This is a genomic window from Polaromonas sp. CF318, assembly GCF_000282655.1.
GTDB lineage: Bacteria > Pseudomonadota > Gammaproteobacteria > Burkholderiales > Burkholderiaceae_C > Polaromonas.
The window spans coordinates 26141-48036 of record NZ_AKIV01000049.1; the positions used below are offsets into that span (position 1 = coordinate 26141).

Here is a 21896-nt window from a genome sequence, read left to right on the forward strand (position 1 = left end):
TTGACGCCCGTCACTTTTCAAGCGTAAAATCTTGGGCTGAGCCAGTGCATGGCCTGCCGTTTTGCGGTGATTTTGAGGGGTGAAATCCCGCCAAACCATCCCTGAATATCCCAGGCTCGCGCCAGACATCTCACATCACACCCTCATCAACCGATTCTTAACTTTCCTGGAGCCCTCGATCATGAGCAAAAAACCCGTCCGTGTTGCAGTCACCGGTGCAGCTGGCCAAATCGGTTACGCACTGCTGTTTCGCATTGCCTCCGGCGAAATGCTCGGCAAGGACCAGCCCGTCATTCTGCAACTGCTCGAAGTGCCTGTTGAAGGCCCGCAAAAAGCGCTCAAGGGCGTGATGATGGAGCTCGACGACTGCGCCTTCCCGCTGCTCGTCGGCATGGAAGCCCACAGCGACCCGATGACGGCCTTCAAGGATGCCGACTACGCGCTGCTGGTCGGTTCGCGCCCGCGCGGCCCCGGCATGGAACGCGCCGAACTGCTGGCCGTCAACGGCGCCATCTTCACGGCGCAGGGCAAGGCCCTCAATGCCGTCGCCAGCCGCAACGTCAAGGTACTGGTGGTCGGCAACCCCGCCAACACCAACGCCTATATCGCCATGAAGAGCGCGCCCGACCTGCCGCGCAAGAACTTCACCGCCATGCTGCGCCTGGACCACAACCGCGCTGCCAGCCAGATCGCCGCCAAGACCGGCAAGCCTGTGGCTGACATCGAAAAACTCACCGTCTGGGGCAACCACTCGCCCACGATGTACGCCGACTACCGTTTCGCCACCATCAAGGGCGAGAGCGTCGCCAAGATGATCAACGACCAGGAATGGAACGCCAATGTGTTCCTGCCTACCGTCGGCAAGCGAGGCGCCGCCATCATTGAGGCGCGCGGCCTGTCCTCGGCCGCATCGGCCGCCAACGCCGCAATCGACCACATGCGCGACTGGGCGCTGGGCACCAACGGCAAGTGGGTCACCATGGGCATCCCCTCGGACGGCCAGTACGGCATTCCCAAGGACATCATGTTCGGCTTCCCCGTAACCTGCGAGAACGGCGAGTACAAACTGGTCGAAGGCCTGGAAATCGACGCCTTCAGCCAGGAACGCATCACCAAGACCCTGGACGAGCTCAAGGGTGAGCAGGACGGCGTCAAGCACCTGCTGTAAACCAGTACCCAGTTCGAGGCCGCCCAGCACCTTGCCCGCACACCACCGCCGCCCCTCATGAGCGACTGGAACCCCGCACTCTACAGCCGCTATGAGGACGAGCGCACGCGCCCGGCCCAGGAGTTGCTGGCGCGGGTTCCGCTGGCGCAGGCGGCCGCGGTGTTCGACCTGGGCTGCGGGCCTGGCAATTCCACCGAGTTGCTGGTTCGCCGCTTTCCGGGCGCCACGGTCACGGGCACCGACAATTCCGAAGCCATGCTGGCCAACGCGCGCCAGCGCTTGCCGGCCGCGCGTTTCGAGTTGAGCGACATCGCCGATTGGCAGCCCGCTTCAGGCGATGCCGCGCCCCAACTGATTTACGCGAATGCGGCCCTGCAATGGGTGCCCGACCACGCCATATTGATCCCGCGGCTGTTCGCCGCGCTGGCGCCCGGCGGCGTGCTGGCCATCCAGATGCCGGACAACCGCGACGAGCCCACGCATCGCCTGATGCGCGAACTGGCCGCCGAGGCGCCGTGGACCGAGGCGATCGGTGACTACTCCAAACTGCGCACCGAGCTGTTCTCCATAGACCGTTATTACGACCTGCTGGCCGATAAGGCCGCGCACGTCGATGTCTGGCGTACGGCCTACCAGCATCCCATGGCTTCGGCCGCGGCGATCGTGGAATGGGTGCGTGCGACGGGCCTCAAGCCTTTTGTGGACCGCCTCCCGCCGGACCTGCGGGCGAGTTACCTCGCTGAATACGAACGCCGCGTCGACCGGGCCTATCCGCCGCGCAGCGATGGAAAACGGTTACTGGCCTTCCCGCGCATGTTCATCGTCGCCCAACGCAAACCATGAGCACCACCGCCGTTCATCCCGCGCAAGTGCTGCTGGGCGCTCAGGCCGGTGCCATGATTTTGCCGGTCTGCGACCACTACAGTGGCGTGGAAGCGCGCATGCGCAAAAGCCTGCAGCTACAGGCCGAGATGATCGAGGAGTTCGGCGCCTGCGTGTTCGACGTGACGCTGGACTGTGAAGACGGTGCGCCCGTGGGCGGCGAAGCCGACCATGCGGCCATGGTGGTGGCGCTGGCGGCGCTTGCCAGCGACAAGGCGCGTGTCGCCGTGCGCGTGCATGCGGTCGGCCACCCGGCTTTTGATGCCGACATGGCGGTCATTGCCGGCAAGCTGGCGCGCCATCTCTCACACATCATGGTCCCCAAGGTGGAATCGCTGGCCGACGTGCTGCGCGCCGAGCAGGCGCTGCTGGCCGCCGGCGCCGGGGATTTGCCCCTGCATGTGCTGATCGAGTCGCCGCTGGCGGTGAGCAATGCCTTTGAGATCGCCGCGCACCCGCGCGTGCAGTCATTGAGCTTCGGGCTCATGGATTTTGTGTCGGCCCATGGAGGCGCGATTCCCGCCGCCGGCATGAGTAGCCGCGGCCAGTTCACGCATCCGCTGGTGCTGCGCGCCAAGCTCGAAATCGCCGCGGCTTGCCATGCCCACGGCAAAGTGCCCTCGCATTGTGTTGTCACGGAATTCAATGACACTGAAGCCATGACCGCCGCCGCACGCCATGCCGCCCGTGAACTGGGCTACACCCGGATGTGGAGTATCCACCCGAACCAGATCCGCCCCATCCTGGAGGCCTTCGCGCCCGGCGAAGGCGAGATTGAAGACGCCGCCAAAATCATCACCGCCGCCGCTCGCGCCGACTGGGCGCCCATCAGCTTTGAAGGCAAGCTGCACGACCGCGCGAGCTACCGTTTCTTCTGGCAGGTGCTGGAGCGCGCGCACCAGACCGGCCGGGCGCTTCCCCCAGAGGCGCAAGCTTATTTCAAGACCGCGTTTCACTGAACGTTCACCATCTCATCACCGTACGAAAGCCCCATGCAAAAACTCCACACCCCCTCCGTTGTCCACGCACTGGCCGCCGCTGTTTTGCTGGCCGCTTCCGGTTTTTCCATGGCCCAGACCGATGCGGCCGCCAAGCCCGCGGCAAAACCCGCCGCCAAGAAGCAGCCCGTCGTCAACCCGTCCAGCCGCACCAACCTCAAGAGCGCTGCCAAGAACGTGGCCGCCGGCATTGAGGCCGCCGAAGCCGCGCTGACGCCGGCCGAGCTGGCCATCGCCGAGCGTGTGCATGTGGGCAAGCTGCCCTGCGAACTGGGTGCGGCGGTCGACCTCACGGCCGACCCCAAGGCGCCCGGCTATTTCAGCGTCGTCGGCAAGAACTTCAAGTACCGCATGTTCCCCGTGGCCACCAGCACCGGCGCGATCCGCCTGGAAGACCAGAAGGCCGGCGCCGTCTGGCTGCAACTGGCGAATAAATCCATGCTGATGAACCAGAAGCTGGGCATACGCCTGGCCGACGAGTGCATGAGCCCGGCGCAGCTGGCGGTGGCCGAAGCCATCAAGCTGAACCCGCCCGCCAGCGTGCTGGACGCGCCCAAGCCGGCCGTCGCCGCCGCCCCTGCCGCCGCTGCACCCGGCACTTCCGATGCGTCGGCCGTCGCCGCGCAGCCCGCCTCGGCCGCCAAGTAAACAGCAACCGATTTTTTACACACCACGATTTCGATCACAGGAGAAACCAGCATGTCATCCGAGTTCTTGCAAACTTACCGCAACCATGTCGCTGAGCGCGCGGTGATCGGCATCCCGCCGCTGCCGCTGTCCGCCAAGCAGACCGGCGAAGTCATCGAGCTGCTGAAGAATCCGCCCAAGGGTGAAGAAGCTTTCCTGGTCGAACTCATCACCTATCGCGTTCCCGCCGGCGTGGATGACGCCGCCAAGGTCAAGGCCAGTTACCTGGCCGCCGTGGCCCACGGCACGGAAAAATGCGCGCTGATCTCGCGTGAAAAAGCCACGCAGCTGCTGGGCACCATGCTGGGCGGCTACAACATCAGCCCCATGGTCGAACTGCTCGACGACGCCGAAGACAGCGTTGCCACGCAAGCCGCCAGCGGCCTGAAAAACACCTTGCTGATGTTCGACCAGTTCCACGACGTGCAGGAAAAGGCCGAGAAGGGCAACAAATACGCCAAGGCCGTGCTGCAAAGCTGGGCCGATGCCGAATGGTTCACCAGCCGCCCCGAAGTGCCCCAGTCCATCAAGCTGACCGTCTTCAAGGTGGCCGGCGAAATCAACACCGACGATCTCTCGCCCGCGCCCGACGCCTGGAGCCGTCCCGACATCCCGCTGCACGCCCTGGCCATGCACAAGAACGCGCGGCCCGGCGTCACGCCCGAGGAAGACGGCAAGCGCGGCCCGGTCAAGTTCATTGAAGAACTCAAGGCCAAGGGCAACCTCGTGGCTTATGTCGGCGACGTGGTCGGTACCGGCTCCTCGCGCAAGTCCGCGACCAACTCCGTGCTCTGGTGGACCGGTGAAGACATTCCCTTCGTGCCCAACAAGCGCTTTGGCGGCGTCTGCCTGGGCGGCAAGATCGCCCCGATCTTCTACAACACCATGGAAGACTCCGGTGCGCTGCCGATTGAGCTCGACGTGAGCCAGATGGAGATGGGCGACGTGATCGAGCTGCGTCCCTACGAAGGCAAGGCGCTCAAGGACGGCAAGGTGATCGCCGAGTTCAAGCTCAAGAGCGACGTGCTGTTCGACGAAGTGCGCGCCGGCGGCCGCATTCCGCTGATCGTCGGCCGTGGCCTCACGGCCAAGGCGCGCTTCGCGCTGGGCCTGCCGCTGTCCACCCAGTTCCGCCTGCCCGTCAGTCCCGAGGACAACGGCCGCGGTTTCACGCTGGCGCAAAAAATGGTCGGCCGCGCGGTCGGACTCCCGGAAGGCCAGGGCGTGCGCCCCGGTACCTACTGCGAGCCCAAGATGACTTCGGTCGGTTCGCAGGACACCACCGGCCCCATGACCCGCGACGAACTGAAAGACCTGGCCTGCCTGGGCTTCAGCTCCGACCTGGTCATGCAGTCCTTCTGCCACACGGCGGCTTATCCCAAGCCCGTCGACGTGAAGATGCACCACGAGTTGCCCGACTTCATCAGCACGCGCGGCGGCATTTCGCTGCGTCCCGGCGACGGCATCATCCACAGCTGGCTCAACCGCATGCTGCTGCCCGACACCGTGGGCACCGGCGGCGACAGCCACACCCGTTTCCCCATCGGCATCAGCTTCCCCGCGGGCTCGGGCCTGGTGGCTTTCGGCGCCGCCACCGGCGTCATGCCGCTGGACATGCCTGAATCGGTGCTGGTGCGCTTCAAGGGCAAGATGCAGCCCGGCATCACGCTGCGCGACCTGGTCAACGCGATCCCGCTCTACGCCATCAAGGCCGGCCTGCTGACGGTCGCCAAGCAGGGCAAGACGAACATCTTCTCGGGCCGCATCCTGGAAATCGAAGGACTGCCCGACCTCAAGGTGGAGCAAGCCTTCGAGCTCAGCGACGCCTCGGCCGAGCGTTCCGCCGGTGGCTGCACGGTGCACCTGAACAAGGAACCCATCATCGAGTACATCAACAGCAACATCACGATGCTGAAGTGGATGATCGCCACGGGTTACTCGGACGTGCGCACCATCAAACGCCGCATCGCCGCCATGGAAGCCTGGCTGGCCGACCCGCAGTTGCTCAAGGCCGATGCGGATGCCGAATACGCCGCCGTCATCGAGATCGACCTGGCCGACATCCACGAACCCATCGTGGCCTGCCCCAACGACCCCGACGACGTGAAGACCCTGGCCGAAGTGGCCGGCAGCAAGATCGATGAAGTCTTCATCGGCAGCTGCATGACCAATATCGGGCACTTCCGCGCGGCTTCCAAGCTGCTCGAAAACAAGCGCGACATCCCGGTCAAGCTGTGGATGGCGCCGCCCACCAAGATGGATGCCAAGCAATTGACGGAAGAAGGCCACTACGGCGTGCTCGGCTCGGCCGGCGCGCGCATGGAAATGCCGGGCTGCAGCCTGTGCATGGGCAACCAGGCGCAGGTGAAGGAGGGCGCCACGGTGTTCTCCACCTCCACCCGCAACTTCCCGAACCGCCTGGGCAAGAACTCCAACGTCTACCTCGGCTCCGCCGAACTGGCCGCGATCTGCTCCAAGCTGGGCCGCATCCCCACCAAGGCCGAGTACATGGCCGACATGGGCGTTCTGACGGCCGCCAGTGCGCAGGTCTACCAGTACCTCAACTTCGATCAGGTCAAGGATTACACCGACATGGCCGATACCGTGAAGGACGGCGTGCCCGCCTGAGCGGACACGCTGCCTGCGGCTTGACAGCCGCAAGATGAACTGGAAGGATGAAGTGATGAAGAAACCATCACTTCTTTCCTTCCTTTTTTTTGCCCTTCTTCCGGCGGCGGGCGTGCAGGCTCAGGAAGCTCGCACCAACGCCTTCAACGATCCCTTCCTGCAGGTCACCTCGGCCATTGCCCAGTGCCCGGTTCCCGAAGGGCCGCTCTACACCGAGCAGGAAGTGCGCGACGTGGCCCATGTGCGGGCGCAGCACGGCGGCAGTTGCTACCGCGTGGGCCGCTGCCGGCTGCCCAACTCCTACTGGTACGACGCCGAAATCATTCCGCGCGTGTCGCAATACATCAAGCTCGACGGACGCTTTGACGACACCAGCGTCTGGGTGCAGGGTGAGCGGCGGCTGGTGTTTCTCAAAGGCTGCGTCAAGACGCGCGAGCAGTCCGAGGCCCTTGAAAAAGCCGTCTGGCTGGTCGATGACGTGATGGGCGTTGTGAACTACCTGCGTGTGGGTGATGAGCCGATCCGTTACGTGCCCGCGCAATCGGCTTCAAAATAATCCGGCACCACGACACAAAGCCTTGCTGGTTTCGGCCGGGCTTTTCTTTTGGGCGTCTGGCGCGTGTGCTCAAAGTCCCGACGGCAGCGGGTCCGCCACCCGCAGTTCCGAACCGTCGACAAACTTCAGGTACCAGAATTCCGGCGCCATCGGCAGGTTGGGGCGTATATAGCTCACGTTGGCCGCCTGTACATAGACCGTGGACGCGCCGTCCTCGGGCGGCGGCGCCAGGTAGTGGCGCCTGAAGCCCACCAGACCGCCTATGGTGGAGACCACGGTGCCTATGGACTCGGTAACGGCGTTGACTGTGCCGCCCTGGCCCAGCATGTGGATCAAGGTCCGGCCGACCAGGTCGGGCGGCGAAGCCTCCACATAGAGCACCGCGGCGGAGTTGATGCGCAGGTCGTCGGGCGCGGCCGGCTCGGTGGATTTGTTGAACGAGATAAAGGGCATGGGGCAAGCCTTCAGGGTCAGGAAATGTGCAGTTCTTTGTGCTCGCCCAGCTTGCGCGGCAGTTCGCCCGTGATGGCCGCCCTGGCCATCTTGAACAGTTGCACCATCTTGCTTTCCTTCACGTCCCAGTATTCGGCATGGTGGACGCGCACTTCGAGCAAAGCCAGGTCCGGGTCGTGGACGCCGGCGGGAAACCAGCTGCGGGCCAGCGGCGACCAGAGCTCCTCTTTTTTATCCTGGTCCTCGGCGACCAGCGCCTGGCCCGACAGCGACACATAGCTGTCTTCGCCGGGGTCGGCGTAAGACACGTTGACGTTGCCGTCCTGTTGCAGGCGTTGCGCGAGCTCGCTTTTGCGCGAGATGAAGAAATACAGCCGCGCGTCCTCGTCCAGCGACTGGTTCTGGGTGGTCAGCGGATGGGCGTGCAGCATGCCGTTGGCATGTCGGTGCGTCAGCATGCCGAAGCGTATGCCCTGGATCAGCTCCCACAGCGTATCGTGGTCGGATTTGGGTGTGCTCATGGGAACTCCCTGAAAAGTTGGCGTATCCGGCCCATGCTAGGAGTGCATACGGGGTCGGCGCATCAGCCTCGGTCGCGGCCGTCTGTCAGCGCGGGCCCACAGCCTCACGGTCCGCCCAGGTTTACCCACCAGACATGCCCCGGGGCTGTGGAAGCGGTTACCATACAGATGCAAGTAATTCGCATTTGTATTACGGCTTGCTTACAGGCGTGACCCGCCGCAGCACGCGCCGTTTTCCATCCCCTGAAGGTGTTTCATGAAATTGTCCCTCCCATTCCTCGCCGCCGCCGCCACATTGGCCGCCGGCCTGCTGGCCGCACCCCTGGCCGCCACCGCCCAGGGCGTCAAGCCCACGCCCGAAGGCATCGTGGTCTACAACGCGCAGCACGCCAGCCTGACCAAGGCCTGGGCCGAGGCCTTCAGCAAGGAAACCGGCGTCAAGGTCACGCTGCGCAACGGCAGCGATACCGAACTGGGCAACCAGATCGTGCAGGAGGGCGCCGCATCACCCGCAGACGTGTTCCTGACCGAGAACTCGCCCGCCATGGCGCTGGTTGACACCGCCGGGCTGTTTGCCCCGCTGGACGCGGCCACGCTGTCTGAAGTGCCCGCCAACTTTCGCCCCGCGCACGGCCGCTGGACAGGCATCGCCGCGCGCAGCACCGTGTTTGTCTACAACAAGGCCAAGCTCACGCCGGCCCAGTTGCCCAAGTCCATGCTGGACCTGGCCACGCCCGCCTGGAAGGGCCGCTGGGCCGCGTCGCCCTCGGGCGCCGACTTCCAGGCCATCGTGAGCGCGCTGCTTGAGCTCAAGGGCGAGGCCGCCACCGCCGCCTGGCTCAAGGCCATGAAGGAAAACGCCACGCCTTACAAAGGCAACGGCACGGTGCTCAAGGCCGTCAACGCCGGCCAGATCGAGGGCGGCGTGATTTACCACTATTACTACTACGGCGACCAGGCCAAGACCGGCGAGAACAGCAACAACACCCAGCTGCATTATTTCCGCAACCAGGATGCCGGCGCCTTTGTGAGCATTTCCGGCGGCGGCGTGCTGGCCTCGAGCAAGCACCAGCCCGAAGCCCAGGCCTTCGTGAAATGGATCGCCGGCAAGGGCGGCCAGGACATCCTGAAAACCGGCGATGCCTATGAGTACGCCGTCGGCACGGGCGCGCAGTCCAACCCCAAGCTGGTGCCGCTGGCCGAGCTGCAGGCGCCCAAGGTCGAGCCCTCCAAACTCAACAGCAAGAAAGTCACCGACCTGATGACCCAGGCCGGCCTGTTGTAAACCGTTTTTGGGCTCCGCTGACCGGACGCTTCCCTTGAGCGCCTTACCCCTCGATGCTGGTGCCGATGTCGCCCTGAAGCCGGCGACCGCGGTGCTGCTGCCCGCGCCGGCGGCCGGCCGCGGCGGCTGGCGCCTGTCCTGGGTGGGCGGCGCGGCCCTGGTGGTGTCGCTGCTGGCCTTGCTGCCGCTGGGCTTTGTGCTCTGGGTCGGTGTGCAGACCGGCTGGGACACGGCCTCGGCCCTGATCTTCCGGCCCCGCGTCGGCGAGCTGCTGCTCAATACCGCGCTGCTGGTGGCGCTCACGGTGCCGCTGTGCGCGGTATTGGCGGTGGCGCTGGCCTGGCTCACCGAGCGCAGCGACCTGCCCGGCGCGCGCACCTGGGCCTGGCTGCTGGTCGCGCCGCTGGCGGTGCCGGCCTTTGTGCACAGCTATGCCTGGATGACGGTGGCGCCCGGCCTGCATGGCCTCACAGCCGGTGTGATGGTCTCCTTGATCGCCTATTTTCCGTTTCTGTATCTGCCGGTGGCCGCAGCCCTGCGCCGGCTGGACCCGGGCATGGAAGACAGCGCCGCCTCCTTGGGCCTGGGCCCCTGGGCTGTGTTCTTTCGTGTGGTGTTGCCGCAGCTGCGCCTCGCGGTGTGCGGTGGCTCGCTGCTGGTGGGGCTTCACCTGCTGGCCGAGTACGGCCTTTACGTGATGATCCGCTTCGACACCTTTACCACCGCCATCGTCGACCAGTTCCAGTCAACCTACAACGGGCCCGCCGCCAACATGCTGTCGGGCGTTCTCGTGGTGTGCTGCTTCGCGTTGCTGGGGCTGGAAGCGGCCGCGCGCGGCAAGGAGCGTTATGCCCGTGTGGGCACGGGCGCGGCGCGCATGCCATCCAAGCGCAAGCTGGGCCGCTTGACCGCCTTGAGCCTGCTGCTGCCCACGCTGCTCAGCCTGCTGGCGCTGGGCGTGCCGCTGTTCACGCTGGGGCGCTGGCTGCTGGCGGGCGGCGCGGCCGTCTGGCGCTTCGATGAACTCGGTCCGTCGCTTTTGCAAACCCTGGGTCTCGCGCTCGCCGGCGCGCTGCTGACCACCGTGGCTGCCGTGCCCATGGCCTGGCTGTCGATCCGCTCGCCGGGCCGGCTGCAGCGCGTGCTGGAAGCCTGCAATTACATGGTCGGCTCGCTGCCCGGCGTGGTGGTGGCGCTGGCCCTTGTCACCGTCACCGTGCGCCTGCCGATCTACCAGACGGCGATCACGGTGCTGCTGGCCTATCTGCTGATGTTTTTGCCGCGTGCCCTGATCAGCCTGCGCGCCGGCATCGCGCAGGCGCCGGTGGAGCTCGAGCAGGCCGCGCGCAGCCTGGGCCGTACGCCCGCGCAGGCGCTGTGGGCCGTCACCCTGCGGCTGGCCGCGCCGAGTGCTGCGGCCGGCGCGGCGCTGGTGGGCCTGGGCATCACCAATGAGCTCACCGCCACCCTGATGCTCGCGCCCAACGGCACGCGCACGCTGGCGACCTCTTTCTGGGCCTACAGCAGCGAGATCGATTACGCCGCTGCCGCGCCCTATGCGCTCATCATGGTGCTGCTCTCGCTGCCCATGACCTGGCTGCTTTACCACCAATCCAAACGCACGGCGGGACGATGACGCGATGACGACTTCCCTGGAATTGAAAGCGATACACAAACACTACGGCACTGTCCAGGCACTGGGCGGCGTGGACCTGAGCGTCGCACCCGGCAGCCGCACCGCCATCGTCGGCCCCTCGGGCTCGGGCAAGACCACGCTGCTGCGCATCATCGCGGGTTTCGAAGCGCCCGACGCGGGCCGCGTCACCCTGGGCGGCCGGCAACTGGCTGACGGGCCTGAGGCCGTGCCCGCACACGAACGCGGCATAGGCTATGTGCCGCAAGACGGCGCACTGTTTCCGCATCTCACGATTGAAGGCAACGTCGGCTTCGGCCTGCCGCGCAACACGCCGCGGCGCGCCGAACGCATTGCCGAACTGATGGACATGGTCGCGCTGGACAGCGCCATGCTGGCGCGCCGCCCGCACGAGCTCTCGGGCGGCCAGCAGCAGCGCGTGGCGCTGGCACGCGCGCTGGCGCAGCGGCCGCGGCTGATGCTGCTGGACGAGCCTTTCTCGGCGCTCGATACCGGCCTGCGCGCCAGCACCCGCAAGGCGGTGGCGCAGCTGCTGGGCGCGGCGGGCATCACCACCATCCTCGTCACGCACGACCAGGCCGAGGCGCTTTCGTTTGCCGACCAGGTGGCCGTGATGCGCGGGGGGCTGCTGGTGCAGGCCGGCCGGCCGCTTGATGTGTATTTGCGGCCGCGCGACGCGGCGGTGGCCGGCTTCCTGGGCGACAGCATTGTGCTACCCGCGCAACTGGCCGGCGGCTGGGCCGATTGCGCGCTGGGGCGTGTCGCCGTCAACGACAGCGGGCGCCGGGGCGCGGCGCAGATCATGCTGCGGCCCGAGCAACTGCAGGTGGTGCAAGTGCCTGCTGAAGCGGCGGTGCATGGCGATGCCTGTTACGGCGCGGTCACCGACACCGATTTCGGCGGCTCGGTGTGCGTGCTGTCGGTGCGCCTGGTGCGCGGCGCCGGCCCCGCCGCCGCGGCGCCGGCGCCATCGGCCGCCTGGGATGAGCCGCTGCTGGTACACAGCGCGAGCATGCATGCGCCGGCGCTGGGCGCCATGGTGCGCATCACGGTGGCCGGCCAGGCCCACGTTTTCAGCGCCTGAAACCGCCACCGAGGGCGACCGCCCCCGGAGGGCCAGCAAGCTTTGTTACTTTTTCCGGCGAGGGAATTCCTGTTTTGGGTATATTGTGTACGGCGTACACAAGCGCTGCGATGGCACCCGCTGCTGTTTCCCGCTTGTGTCGCATGCACTTCATTGACCCTCAAGCAAGGAGACTTCCCATGGCCCGTTATGTTGATGGATTTGTGCTTCCCGTTCCAAAGAAGAAAGTCGACGCTTACCGCAAGCTGGCGCGCAAGGCCGGCAAGATCTGGATGGAGTACGGCGCGCTCGACTACACCGAGTGCATCGCCGACGACGTCAAGCCCGGCAAGCTCACCTCCTTCCCGCAAAGCGTCAAGCTCAAGAAGGATGAGGTGGTGGTGTTTTCGTGGATCAGCTTCAAGTCGCGCAAGCAGCGCGACAGCATCAACAAGAAGGTCATGTCCGACCCGCGCCTGGAGGGCATGATGGATCCGAAGAACCACCCCTTCGACGCCAAACGCATGTTCTGGGGCGGCTTCAAGACCATCGTCGAGTTCTGAGTTCTGAGCTCTGAACCCTGAGTCCTGGGACTGTCTCCTAGGCCTGCACCACCGCTGCCGCGGTGGCGCTGGCCGCCGGCCGGGCCTCCAGCGCCCTGATCGTCACCGGTATGCCGCTCAGCACTGCATTGCCCGACAGCGGGTCGCGCCACTGCTCATCCAGCAGGGCGTTGAGGTTGGCGCCGGGGCGCTCGGCCGCCAGCGACAGCCGTGTCCCGGGTTGGCCGTGGCCCCATCCGTGCGGCAGGCTCACCACGCCAGGCATCATGCTTTCACTCAATTGCACCTGCGCCTCGATGTGCCGCGGGCCGGCCACCTTGCTGCTGCTGATGCGCGCGATAGCGCCGTCGGCCAGGCCGAATCGCGCCGCGTCCTGTGGGTGGACCAGGGCGGTGCAGCGCAAGGGCCCCTTGGCCAGCAAGGGCAGGTTGTGCATCCAGCTGTTGTTGGACCTGACGTCGCGCCTGCCGACAATCACCAGGTCGGGCACGGGGCGAAGCAAATCAGCCGCGGGGCGGGCCAGGTCGGCCAGCAACGAAGGGGGCGCCAGCTCCACCTTGCCGGAAGGCGTGCGCAATATCTCGGGGATGCGCGGCGCCAGTTCGCCGAGGTCCATGCCGCCCAGGGCGCCGCTCATGCTTTTGGCCTTGGCAAGGGTCAAGCCCTCCGGCTTGCGGCCAAAGCCGTCGCCGTAGGGGCCGCTGCGCAGGGCCACATCCAGCAGGCGTTCGGTCCCCTTGAGACCGCTGACCGCGTGGACGACCGCCGCGCTGTGCTCACCAAACAGGCGCTGGGTGTCCTGTGCGAACTGTATGTCGTCCAGGTCTACCGCGCTGGTGCCAATGCCTTTTCCCTGGAGGATGCCCGTCAGCCGGGTGAGGGTCTCCCATTCATCGGGCTGCCCGTCCGCACGGGCAAACACCGGTGCGCTGTAGCGCGCGTGATTGCGCCACGAGAACTGCGTGAAGACCACGTCGTAGTGCATGTCTTCCAGCGGCGAGGGGCCGGGCAAAATCACATCTGCGTGGCGTGAGGTTTCGTTGAGGTAGATGTCCAGGCTGACCATGAAGTCCAGCTGGTCCAGCGCGCGCGACAGGCGCTCGCCGTTGGGCACCGACAGCACGGGGTTGGTCGCGATGCTGATGAAGGCCTTGACCTGGCCGGGGCCCGCGGTTTCGATTTCTTCGGCCAGGCAGGTGGCCGGCAGCTCGCCCAGCACCTCGGGCGCGCGGCTCACGCGGCTGTGGTGGCGGCCGGTGGTCACGCCCTTGCCGCTGCCGGGTCGGCCCGCGGTGTTGGCGGCAAAGGCCGCGGCCTTGGGAAACAGCACGCCGCCGATTTCGTCGAGATGGCCGGTCACGGCATTGAGCACGTCGATCAGCCAGCTGGCCAGCGTGCCGTATTCCTGCGTGCAGGTGCCGATGCGGCCGTAGACGGCGGCGCGCGGTGTGCCTGCAAGCGTGCGCGCCAGGCTGCGGATGGTGTCCGCGCCGATGCCGCACCGCGCGGCCACGGTGCCCGCGTCAAACGGCGCCACTGCCGCTTCAAGCTCGGCCAGGCCGTTGAGGTGCTCCGCCAGCCGGCCGGGGTGGGCGAGCTTCTCGGCAAACACGGTGTGCAGCAGGCCCAGCAAAAAGAACATGTCGCCGCCGGGGCGGATGAAGTGGTGCTCATCGGCCATGGCGGCCGTCTCGGTGCGGCGAGGGTCCACCACCACCAGCTTGCCGCCGCGCGCCTGCAGCGCCTTGGCCTTGCCCTTGAAGTCGGGCACGGTCCACAGGCTGCCGTTGCTGGCCAGCGGGTTGGCACCCAGCATCAGCACAAAGTCGCTGCGCGAGATGTCGGGCACGGCCACACTCAGCCAGTTGCCGAACATCAGGCCGGAGGCCAATTGCTTGGGCATCTGGTCCAGCGTGGAGGCCGAGTACACATTGCGCGAGCCCAGTGCGCGCACCAGGCGCGGAAAGTACAGCAGCAGGCCGGCCTTGTGCGAGGTCGGGTTGCCGGCCATCACGGCCACGCTGTCTTTGCCGTGGGCGGCTATCAGCGGCGGCAGGCGGCGGTTGATTTCCTCAAACGCCTCGTCCCAGCTGGCTTCGACAAACACCCCGTCGCGTTTGATCAGCGGTGTGCGCAGCCGGTCAGGGTCTTCATGCAGGTCTTTCAGCGCCACCCCCTTGGGGCAGATGTAGCCGGCGCTGAAGACATCGGCCTCGTGCCCGCGAATGCTGATGACCTTGCCGGCTTTCACCTTGAGCTCCAGTCCGCAGCAAGCCTCGCAGAGCGGGCAGATGCGGTGGTGGGTGGTCTCCCCGTTTGACTGGATGGCTGTGGATTCGGTCATGGCTGTCTCCGCTGTCTGTGGCTGGTCTGTCCCCTCATTACGCGCTTGCGGCGCCGGCTTGCCAATCACGCGGGCGACATGGCGTTCAGGGTTTCGGGTTCCTCAAGCCCTGCAACATCTGGAGGGTGGTCTCGTCCGCCGGGAAAAAAGTCTCCAGCGCCAGCTCCTGCAGGGTGACGTCCACGGGCGTGCCAAACACCGTGGTGGTGCTGATGAAGTTGAGCACACCGGCCGGCGTGCGAAACCGCAGCGGCATCACCACACCCAGGTGCTCTCCGTCGAGCTGCGTGTCTTCGGCGCCCGGCGGCAAGGGGTAGGCGCGCAGTTCCTCCAGCAGCGCCGCCAGCCCAGGGTCGGCCGTGGCCGTGACCTGCTGGCGCAGCCGTTCAAAGATATGGCTGCGCCACTGCACGATGTTGACGATGGCGTGCGCCAGGCCTTTCGGGTGCAGGCTCAGCCGCAGCACATTGGTCTGGCCCGGCTGCAGCAGGGAGGGGTCGGCGCCCGCCAGCAGGTGCGGCACCATGGCGTTGGCTGCCACCAGGTTCCAATGGCGGTCTACCGCCAGCGCGGGGCAGGGTTCGTGGCTTTTCAGAATCAGTTCCACCGCCCGGCGCGCCGAGTCCAGGGCCGGGTCGGCCAGCGGCCTTTCGCGGTACATGGGTGCGTAGCCGGCGGCCACCAGCAGCACGTTGCGCTCGCGCAGCGGAATGTCCAGCCGCTCCGACAGCCGCAGCACCATTTCGCGGCTGGGCACGGATCGGCCGGTTTCCACAAAACTCAGGTGGCGCGTCGAGATGTCGGCCTCATGGGCCAGATCCAGCTGGCTCAGGCGCCGGTGCTGGCGCCAGTGGCGCAGGTGGTCGCCAAAGGGCTGGGGCGCGCTGCGCGGCGCCGGGCGGCTGGGGGAGTGGGTGCTGGCGGTCATGGCCTCATCGTAAAGCCATGGGGCCGGTTTTCCATTACCTGCCAGGTTATCGACGGTCGGCCGGGGCCCGGGAATGATGGCTTCCATGCGCACCGACCCGGCGGCCCGGCGCGCTGATCCACGTCACCGGCTGCCGCATCAGGAGTTTTGCCATGTCTTCGAGTTCCATGCTGTCTTCCCCCAACTTCCTGCGCAACGTGCTGCGCGTGGATGCGCTGTCGTGCATTGCCTGCGGCGTGTTGCAGGTCGCTTTTCCGGCCGCGATGGCCCGCCTCTTGAACCTGCCCGAGGGCTTGCTTGCCTACACCGGGGCGTTTTTGCTGGTCTATGCCGCCATCGTTGCGTTTGTTTCAACGCGTAAGCCTTTGCCGCGGTCCATCGTCTGGGTATTGGTGGCGGGCAATATAGGCTGGGCGCTGGCCTGCGTGCTGCTGCTGGTCGGCGGCCGGGTGTCGCCTTCCATGCTGGGTGTGGCCTATGTGGTGGTGCAGGCGCTGACGGTCGCGGTGCTGGCCGAACTGCAATACTTCGGCCTGCGCCGCGCGGCGCCGCAACCGGCTTGGTAAGAAAAAGAAAGCACAAGACTGGGCAGGAGGGCAGGATATGCGGGCTCGGCCCCCCACGGGGCCGCAGTGCCTGCCAGAATGGGGGCTGCCGTCAATAAAAAAGGAGTCCGCCATGGCCAAACCGCCTCCCCACGCTTTTCCCTCCACGCTCAAAAGCTTCAAGACCGTTTCGGGAAAAACCGGCAAGTTCTACTCCCTGCCGGAACTGGCCAAACAATTCCCCAAAGTCGCGCGCCTGCCGGTGTCCATGCGCATCGTGCTCGAATCGGTACTGCGCAACTGTGACGGCAAAAAAGTCACGGCCGAACACGTGGCCCAGTTGGCCAACTGGCTGCCCAAGGCCGAGCGCAGCGAGGAAATCCCCTTTGTGGTCTCGCGCGTGGTGCTGCAGGATTTCACCGGCGTGCCGCTGCTGGCCGATCTGGCCGCCATGCGCAGCGTGGCGCTCAAGCTGGGAAAGAACCCGAAAGCCATAGAGCCGCTGGTGCCGGTGGACCTCGTGGTCGACCACTCCATCATGGTCGACTATTACGGCAAGAAAAATTCGCTGGACCTCAACATGAAGCTCGAGTTCCAGCGCAACCGCGAGCGCTACGAGTTCATGAAGTGGGGCATGCAGGCCTTCGACACCTTCGGCGTCGTGCCGCCGGGCTTCGGCATCGTGCACCAGGTCAACCTCGAATACCTGGCGCGCGGCGTGCATAAAACGGCCGGTGGCGTGTACTACCCCGACTCGCTGGTGGGCACCGACAGCCACACCACCATGATCAACGGCATTGGCGTGGTCGCCTGGGGCGTGGGCGGCATCGAGGCCGAGGCCGCCATGCTGGGCCAGCCGGTCTACTTCCTCACGCCCGACGTGGTCGGCTTTGAGCTGACCGGCCGCCTGCGCGAAGGCGTCACCGCCACCGACCTGGTGCTGCGCGTGACGGAGCAGCTGCGCAAGGAAAAGGTCGTCGGCAAGTTTGTTGAATTCTTCGGCGAGGGTACACGCACGCTGGCCTTGCCCGACCGCGCCACCATAGGCAATATGGCGCCCGAGTACGGCGCCACCATGGGCTTCTTCCCGGTCGACGAAAAAACCATTGACTACTTCAAGGGCACGGGCCGGACCAAGGAAGAGATCGAAGCCTTTGAAGCCTACTTCAAGGCCCAGGGCCTGTTCGGCGTGGCCAAGGCGGGCGAGATCGACTACTCGCATGTGGTGAAGCTGGACCTGGGCGACGTCACGCCCAGCCTGGCCGGCCCCAAGCGCCCGCAGGACCGCATCGAGCTCGGCAATGTCGCCGGCCAGTTCAAGTCGCTGTTCAGCAAGCCGATTGCCGAGAACGGTTTCAACCAGCCGCCGGCCATGCTCAATACGCGCCACCTGGTGCGCCGCACCGACGAAGGCCGCCAGGACACCCTGCCGGCCGCGCCGCCCACACCCGCGGGCGCCGCGCGCGCCGTGGTCGAGATGGAAGGCAACCGGCCCACGCTGGCCCATGCCCGCGCCAGCAACACCACGGACGCACCAGCCACGGCACAGACCGAGGTGGTGCATTCGCCGCCCGGCGTGACGGTGGGCAACGGCGACGTGCTGATCGCCGCCATCACCAGCTGCACCAATACCTCCAACCCCAGCGTGCTGCTGGCAGCGGGCCTGCTGGCCAAGAAGGCGGTGGAGGCGGGCCTCAAGGTGCAGCCGCACATCAAGACCTCGCTGGCGCCCGGCTCGCGCATCGTGACCGAGTACCTCACGGAAACCGGTTTGCTGCCTTACCTTGAAAAGCTCGGCTTCGCGCTGGCCGGCTACGGCTGCACCACCTGCATAGGCAATGCCGGCGACCTGACGCCCGAGCTCAACGAAGCCATCACCAAAAGCGACCTAGTCTGCGCGGCCGTGCTTTCGGGCAACCGCAACTTCGAGGCGCGCATACACCCCAACCTCAAGGCCAACTTCCTGGCCAGCCCGCCGCTGGTGGTGGCCTATGCGATTGCCGGCACGGTGATGCGCGACCTGATGACCGAGCCCGTCGGCAAGGGCAAGGGTGGCAAGGACGTCTACCTCGGCGATATCTGGCCGAGCAGCGACGAAATCTACAAGCTCATGAAGTACGCCATGAACGGTAAGGCCTTCCGCGCCAACTACGCCAAGGTCAAGACAGAGCCGGGCAAGCTCTGGGAGAACATCAAGGGCGTCAAGGGCACGTCCTACACCTGGCCCGCCAGCACCTATATCGCCGAGCCGCCTTTCTTCAAGGACTTCAGCATGGCCGCAGGTGCGGCCGGCAGCGTGTCGGTCAAGGGCGCTCGCATCATGGCGCTGTTTGCCGATTCCATCACCACCGACCACATCTCGCCGGCCGGCTCCATCAAGGCCAGCTCTCCCGCTGGGCTGTGGCTGCAGGAAAACGGCGTGCAGAAGGCCGACTTCAACAGCTATGGTGCGCGCCGCGGCAACCACGACGTGATGATGCGCGGCACGTTTGCCAATGTGCGCATCAAGAACCTGATGATCCCGCCCGACGCGGAAGGTTCGCGTGAAGAGGGTGGCGTGACGCTGTTCCAGCCCGGCAACGAAAAGATGTTCATCTACGACGCCGCCATGAAGTACATGGCGCAGGGAACGCCCACGGTGATTTTTGCCGGCGAGGAATACGGCACCGGCTCCTCGCGTGACTGGGCCGCCAAGGGCACGCAGCTGCTGGGCATCAAGGCCGTGGTGGCGCGCAGCTTCGAGCGCATACACCGCAGCAACCTGGTGGGCATGGGCGTGCTGCCCCTGCAGTTCAAGCCGGGCGAATCGTGGCAAACCCTCAAGCTCACCGGCACCGAAGTCATCGACGTGATTCCGCACCCCGAACTCAAGCCGCAAAGCGAGGCCAAGCTGGTCATCACGCGCGCCGACGGCTCGCGCGAGGAAGTCACCGTGATCCTGCGTGTGGATACACCCATCGAGGTCGACTACTACCGCAACGGCGGCATCCTGCCTTTTGTATTGCGGCAGTTGCTGGCTTGATGTTCAGGCAAGCCCTGGTAGCCGGCGGCGGCATCGGCGGACTGGCGGCGGCGCTCGCGGTGTCGCGCGCCGGCTGGGATGTTCGCCTGTTTGAACGCGCAAACGCGTTCAGTGAGGTCGGCGCGGGTATCCAGCTCGGCCCCAATGTGGTCAAGGTGCTGCAGGGCTGGGGCCTGGCCGGCGCCTTGCAGATCGTGGCCGCGTTTCCTGAGCGCCTGCAGGTGCGCAGCGCCATTTCGGGCCAGGTGCTGGGCGAGTTGCCGCTGGGTGCCACCATCGCCGAACGCTATGGCGCACCCTATGCCACCTTGCACCGCGCGGATTTGCACCGCCTTTTGCTGGAGGCCGTGCAGCAAAACGCCGACGTCAAGCTGCACCTGAGCCGCCCGCTGCAGTCCTTCAGCCAGACCGCGCAAGCCGTCACGGTGCAGGCCGACGACGGCCCCGGCATTGAAGGCGACGCCCTCATAGGCGCCGACGGCATCTGGAGCACGGTGCGCCAGGAGTTATTGGGCGACGGCCTGCCGCGCCGCACCGGCCACCTGGCATACCGCGCACTGGTGCGGCAGGCGGACCTGCCCGAAGGGCTCAGGAGCCAGCAGGTCACTGCCTGGCTGGGGCCGCGCATGCATGTGGTGCAGTACCCGGTGCGCGGCGGCGAATCACTCAACGTGGTGGCCATCGTGCATGGCGAAGTCGCGTCCGAAGCCGACCTCTGGGATCACAGCGCCAACGCCGCCGACCTGGCCGCCGCAACCGCCGGCTGCTGCGCCGCGCTACGCGAAGTGATGGACGCCATCCAAGGCTGGCGCCTGTGGGTGCTGCACGACCGCGCGCCCATGCAGGGCGCTCACCAGCACGCGGTCGGCCGTGTGGCCCTGCTGGGCGACGCCGCCCATCCCATGCGCCCCTACCTGGCGCAAGGCGCGGGCATGGCGATTGAAGACGCCGCCGAACTGGGCCGCGCCCTGGCCCAGGCGCTGGACCCGGCCCTGGACGTGCCCACCATGCTGCAGCGCTATGCGCTCAACCGCTGGCAACGCAATGCGCGTGTGCAGGCGAGGGCGCTGCGCAACGGGCAGATTTTCCATGCCGATGGAGTGGTTCGGTGGGGGCGGGACATGGCGATGAAGATGCTGGGGGAGAAGGTGCTGGATTTGCCTTGGTTGTATGGGGCCGCAAGCGCGCAGTCCTGATGGTTCGGGAAACCGTCGGGTGATGTATCGCTGCGCGCTTCCTCACGGCCCTAGTCCGCATAGGCTCCCGCCGCCTTGATCACCGGCGTCCAGCGCGCAATCTCGCTGCGCAGGTATTCGCGATGGCCCGCGGGCGTGTTGCGCGCGTCTCGAACCACATCGATCCCGGAAGCGAGTTGCGCCTGTTTGAATGCGTCCGTCTGGATGGCGGCCAGCAATGCGCTGTTGATCCTGGTTTGTACTGCCGCAGGCGTGTTCTTCGGCGCGTACAGGCCGTACCAGACGCCAACCTGGACGGAGGGGATGCCGAATTTCTCGAGCGTCGGGATTGATGAGGCGCCGGGAACGCTGAGCGGCTTGCGTGATGTCACGCCGATGGGCCTGGTTTTTCCGTTGAATACCTGAGGGAGCACATTGGCCGTCAAATCACACATCAGGTCCACATGGCCTCCCAGCAAATCCGTCAATGCCGGAGCGGTGCCGCGATAGGGAACGGTGGTCATGCCGATGCCCAGCGAAGACTGCAGCAGCAGGCCGCACAGGTGTGATGCCGACCCAATGCCGCCATTGGCAAGCTTGACCTGTGGTTGCCTGGCGATCCATCGCACCAGTTCAACCGCCGAGCCTGCCGCGATCTGCGGGCGCGTCACCAGCATCAGCGGGGATTCGGCCATGATGCCCAAAGGTTCGAAATCCGTTTCGGGGTTGAAGCCGAGGCGGCGATACAGGGCAGGGGCTGTCGCCATGCTGATATGGTTCAGCAGCAGGGTATAGCCGTCGGGAGCCGCACGCACGGCGATGGCGCTGCCCAGGTTGCCTCCGGCGCCTGACAGGTTCTGGATGACGACGGGCTGTCCCAACTGCTTCTCCATTGGCAAGGCGAATTCCCGCGCGAGCTTGTCCATGGGACCTCCCGCGGGGTAGGGAACAATCAGGGTGACCGGTTTTGAGGGGTAGGCACCTTGCGCCTGCGCGCCCGCGCCACATGCCAGCAAAGCCCACACAAGCAGTGAAAACAGTTTCTTGCTCATAAGTTTCTCCTGGGTTACCGGTACTTCAGTACTTTTCAAGCCGGCATGCGAAGGGCTGCATGGCCGACAGCCGAGGCTCGCAAAGCCCGCCGCGCCTGTGTGGCGGCCAGGCATTTTTCAACGATGCCCGGCTCCGAGGTAAAGGGTGTACCACCTGGAAAGGGCGGCTTGGGGTCGTATTCGATCTGGAGCTGGATTTGCTTGGCGGCTTCGTCTCCCATCAGCATTGCGACGACCTTCAAGGCCATGTCGATGCCGGATGTCACGCCGCCCGCGGTGAAGATATTTCCGTCCACGCACATGCGCTCCCTGGTGACGATGGCGCCGAACGCCGACAGAAAATCGATGGCCTGCCAGTGGCAGGGGGTTCGC

At 65.9% G+C, this 21896-nt stretch carries 18 protein-coding genes and 1 pseudogene; 13 read left to right on the forward strand and 6 right to left on the reverse strand.

Translation table 11 applies throughout. The features are described from left to right. Nucleotides 1–181: 181 nt before the first annotated feature. From PMI15_RS08335 to PMI15_RS08360, 6 genes are read left to right on the forward strand one after another with little or no spacing between them, the layout of a single operon-like run. Nucleotides 182–1168: a malate dehydrogenase gene (locus tag PMI15_RS08335; protein WP_007866656.1), complete on the forward strand. Its 987-nt coding sequence runs from the start codon at nucleotides 182–184 to the stop codon at nucleotides 1166–1168. 57 nt (nucleotides 1169–1225) lie between these two features. Further along, nucleotides 1226–2011, forward strand: a complete 786-nt coding sequence (gene tam / locus PMI15_RS08340) for a trans-aconitate 2-methyltransferase (RefSeq protein WP_007866658.1) — start codon at nucleotides 1226–1228, stop codon at nucleotides 2009–2011. After that, nucleotides 2008–3009 (forward strand): CoA ester lyase, encoded by a 1002-nt coding sequence (locus tag PMI15_RS08345; protein WP_007866660.1) that lies wholly within the window; start codon nucleotides 2008–2010, stop codon nucleotides 3007–3009. Before tam ends, PMI15_RS08345 begins: the two co-directional genes overlap by 4 nt. Nucleotides 3010–3042: 33 nt before the next feature. Then, nucleotides 3043–3696, forward strand: a complete 654-nt coding sequence (locus tag PMI15_RS08350) for a hypothetical protein (protein WP_007866663.1) — start codon at nucleotides 3043–3045, stop codon at nucleotides 3694–3696. A 51-nt stretch (nucleotides 3697–3747) separates the two neighbouring features. Further along, nucleotides 3748–6363 (forward strand): bifunctional aconitate hydratase 2/2-methylisocitrate dehydratase, encoded by a 2616-nt coding sequence (locus PMI15_RS08355; RefSeq protein WP_007866665.1) that lies wholly within the window; start codon nucleotides 3748–3750, stop codon nucleotides 6361–6363. A gap of 55 nt (nucleotides 6364–6418) precedes the next feature. Continuing rightward, nucleotides 6419–6919 carry a BON domain-containing protein gene (locus PMI15_RS08360; RefSeq protein WP_007866668.1) on the forward strand — a complete coding sequence of 167 codons (501 nt, stop codon included), beginning with the start codon at nucleotides 6419–6421 and terminating at the stop codon, nucleotides 6917–6919. 69 nt (nucleotides 6920–6988) lie between these two features. Here the strand turns inward: PMI15_RS08360 and PMI15_RS08365 are convergent, their stop codons facing one another. Next, nucleotides 6989–7372: a hypothetical protein gene (locus PMI15_RS08365; RefSeq protein ID WP_007866670.1), complete on the reverse strand. Its 384-nt coding sequence runs from the start codon at nucleotides 7370–7372 to the stop codon at nucleotides 6989–6991. A 17-nt stretch (nucleotides 7373–7389) separates the two neighbouring features. Continuing rightward, on the reverse strand, nucleotides 7390–7893 hold the full coding sequence (locus PMI15_RS08370) for a pyridoxamine 5'-phosphate oxidase family protein (protein WP_007866673.1): 504 nt from the start codon (nucleotides 7891–7893) through the stop codon (nucleotides 7390–7392). Between the two features lie 256 nt (nucleotides 7894–8149). Between PMI15_RS08370 and PMI15_RS08375 the strand changes: the two genes are divergently transcribed. From PMI15_RS08375 to PMI15_RS08390, 4 genes are all read left to right on the forward strand, one after another. After that, nucleotides 8150–9178: an iron ABC transporter substrate-binding protein gene (locus PMI15_RS08375; RefSeq protein WP_007866675.1), complete on the forward strand. Its 1029-nt coding sequence runs from the start codon at nucleotides 8150–8152 to the stop codon at nucleotides 9176–9178. Nucleotides 9179–9212: 34 nt separating this feature from the next. Further along, a complete protein-coding gene (locus PMI15_RS08380) occupies nucleotides 9213–10814 on the forward strand; it encodes an iron ABC transporter permease (protein ID WP_007866678.1) in 1602 nt (533 codons plus the stop codon). A gap of 4 nt (nucleotides 10815–10818) precedes the next feature. Next, nucleotides 10819–11916: an ABC transporter ATP-binding protein gene (locus tag PMI15_RS08385; protein ID WP_007866680.1), complete on the forward strand. Its 1098-nt coding sequence runs from the start codon at nucleotides 10819–10821 to the stop codon at nucleotides 11914–11916. 179 nt (nucleotides 11917–12095) lie between these two features. Next, nucleotides 12096–12458, forward strand: a complete 363-nt coding sequence (locus PMI15_RS08390) for a DUF1428 domain-containing protein (RefSeq protein ID WP_007866681.1) — start codon at nucleotides 12096–12098, stop codon at nucleotides 12456–12458. Between the two features lie 37 nt (nucleotides 12459–12495). Here PMI15_RS08390 and PMI15_RS08395 read toward each other — a convergent pair whose 3' ends face one another. Further along, the gene (locus PMI15_RS08395) at nucleotides 12496–14802 is read right to left on the reverse strand and encodes a molybdopterin-dependent oxidoreductase (protein ID WP_007866683.1); all 2307 of its coding nucleotides are present in this window, start codon (nucleotides 14800–14802) and stop codon (nucleotides 12496–12498) included. An 85-nt stretch (nucleotides 14803–14887) separates the two neighbouring features. Further along, a complete protein-coding gene (locus PMI15_RS08400; RefSeq protein WP_036838067.1) occupies nucleotides 14888–15730 on the reverse strand; it encodes a helix-turn-helix domain-containing protein in 843 nt (280 codons plus the stop codon). A 152-nt stretch (nucleotides 15731–15882) separates the two neighbouring features. Here PMI15_RS08400 and PMI15_RS08405 point away from each other — a divergent pair, with 152 nt between their 5' ends. The 3 genes from PMI15_RS08405 to PMI15_RS08415 all read left to right on the forward strand — a co-directional run bounded on the left by PMI15_RS08405 (nucleotide 15883) and on the right by PMI15_RS08415 (nucleotide 20493). After that, a complete protein-coding gene (locus PMI15_RS08405) occupies nucleotides 15883–16296 on the forward strand; it encodes a hypothetical protein (protein ID WP_007866686.1) in 414 nt (137 codons plus the stop codon). A gap of 112 nt (nucleotides 16297–16408) precedes the next feature. Beyond that, complete coding sequence (locus tag PMI15_RS08410) at nucleotides 16409–19297, forward strand: aconitate hydratase (protein ID WP_007866688.1); 2889 nt, start codon at nucleotides 16409–16411, stop codon at nucleotides 19295–19297. Next, complete coding sequence (locus PMI15_RS08415; protein WP_007866690.1) at nucleotides 19297–20493, forward strand: FAD-dependent monooxygenase; 1197 nt, start codon at nucleotides 19297–19299, stop codon at nucleotides 20491–20493. Before PMI15_RS08410 ends, PMI15_RS08415 begins: the two co-directional genes overlap by 1 nt. A 50-nt stretch (nucleotides 20494–20543) precedes the next feature. On the opposite strand, the gene PMI15_RS08420 is transcribed toward PMI15_RS08415, so the two are convergent. After that, nucleotides 20544–21524 (reverse strand): tripartite tricarboxylate transporter substrate-binding protein, encoded by a 981-nt coding sequence (locus PMI15_RS08420; RefSeq protein ID WP_007866692.1) that lies wholly within the window; start codon nucleotides 21522–21524, stop codon nucleotides 20544–20546. Between the two features lie 35 nt (nucleotides 21525–21559). Beyond that, nucleotides 21560–21896 (reverse strand): annotated as a pseudogene (locus tag PMI15_RS08425) (DJ-1/PfpI family protein); the annotation flags it as partial.

What these genes read in the sequence shown, in the direction of transcription:
- PMI15_RS08335 (WP_007866656.1), top strand. Translation starts at nt 182, where the DNA reads ATGAGCAAAAAACCCGTCCGTGTTGCAGTCACCGGTGCAGCTGGCCAA.
- tam (WP_007866658.1), top strand. Translation starts at nt 1,226, where the DNA reads ATGAGCGACTGGAACCCCGCACTCTACAGCCGCTATGAGGACGAGCGC.
- PMI15_RS08345 (WP_007866660.1), top strand. Translation starts at nt 2,008, where the DNA reads ATGAGCACCACCGCCGTTCATCCCGCGCAAGTGCTGCTGGGCGCTCAG.
- PMI15_RS08350 (WP_007866663.1), top strand. Translation starts at nt 3,043, where the DNA reads ATGCAAAAACTCCACACCCCCTCCGTTGTCCACGCACTGGCCGCCGCT.
- PMI15_RS08355 (WP_007866665.1), top strand. Translation starts at nt 3,748, where the DNA reads ATGTCATCCGAGTTCTTGCAAACTTACCGCAACCATGTCGCTGAGCGC.
- PMI15_RS08360 (WP_007866668.1), top strand. Translation starts at nt 6,419, where the DNA reads ATGAAGAAACCATCACTTCTTTCCTTCCTTTTTTTTGCCCTTCTTCCG.
- PMI15_RS08365 (WP_007866670.1), bottom strand. Translation starts at nt 7,372, where the DNA reads ATGCCCTTTATCTCGTTCAACAAATCCACCGAGCCGGCCGCGCCCGAC.
- PMI15_RS08370 (WP_007866673.1), bottom strand. Translation starts at nt 7,893, where the DNA reads ATGAGCACACCCAAATCCGACCACGATACGCTGTGGGAGCTGATCCAG.
- PMI15_RS08375 (WP_007866675.1), top strand. Translation starts at nt 8,150, where the DNA reads ATGAAATTGTCCCTCCCATTCCTCGCCGCCGCCGCCACATTGGCCGCC.
- PMI15_RS08385 (WP_007866680.1), top strand. Translation starts at nt 10,819, where the DNA reads ATGACGACTTCCCTGGAATTGAAAGCGATACACAAACACTACGGCACT.
- PMI15_RS08390 (WP_007866681.1), top strand. Translation starts at nt 12,096, where the DNA reads ATGGCCCGTTATGTTGATGGATTTGTGCTTCCCGTTCCAAAGAAGAAA.
- PMI15_RS08395 (WP_007866683.1), bottom strand. Translation starts at nt 14,802, where the DNA reads ATGACCGAATCCACAGCCATCCAGTCAAACGGGGAGACCACCCACCAC.
- PMI15_RS08400 (WP_036838067.1), bottom strand. Translation starts at nt 15,730, where the DNA reads ATGACCGCCAGCACCCACTCCCCCAGCCGCCCGGCGCCGCGCAGCGCG.
- PMI15_RS08405 (WP_007866686.1), top strand. Translation starts at nt 15,883, where the DNA reads ATGTCTTCGAGTTCCATGCTGTCTTCCCCCAACTTCCTGCGCAACGTG.
- PMI15_RS08410 (WP_007866688.1), top strand. Translation starts at nt 16,409, where the DNA reads ATGGCCAAACCGCCTCCCCACGCTTTTCCCTCCACGCTCAAAAGCTTC.
- PMI15_RS08415 (WP_007866690.1), top strand. Translation starts at nt 19,297, where the DNA reads ATGTTCAGGCAAGCCCTGGTAGCCGGCGGCGGCATCGGCGGACTGGCG.
- PMI15_RS08420 (WP_007866692.1), bottom strand. Translation starts at nt 21,524, where the DNA reads ATGAGCAAGAAACTGTTTTCACTGCTTGTGTGGGCTTTGCTGGCATGT.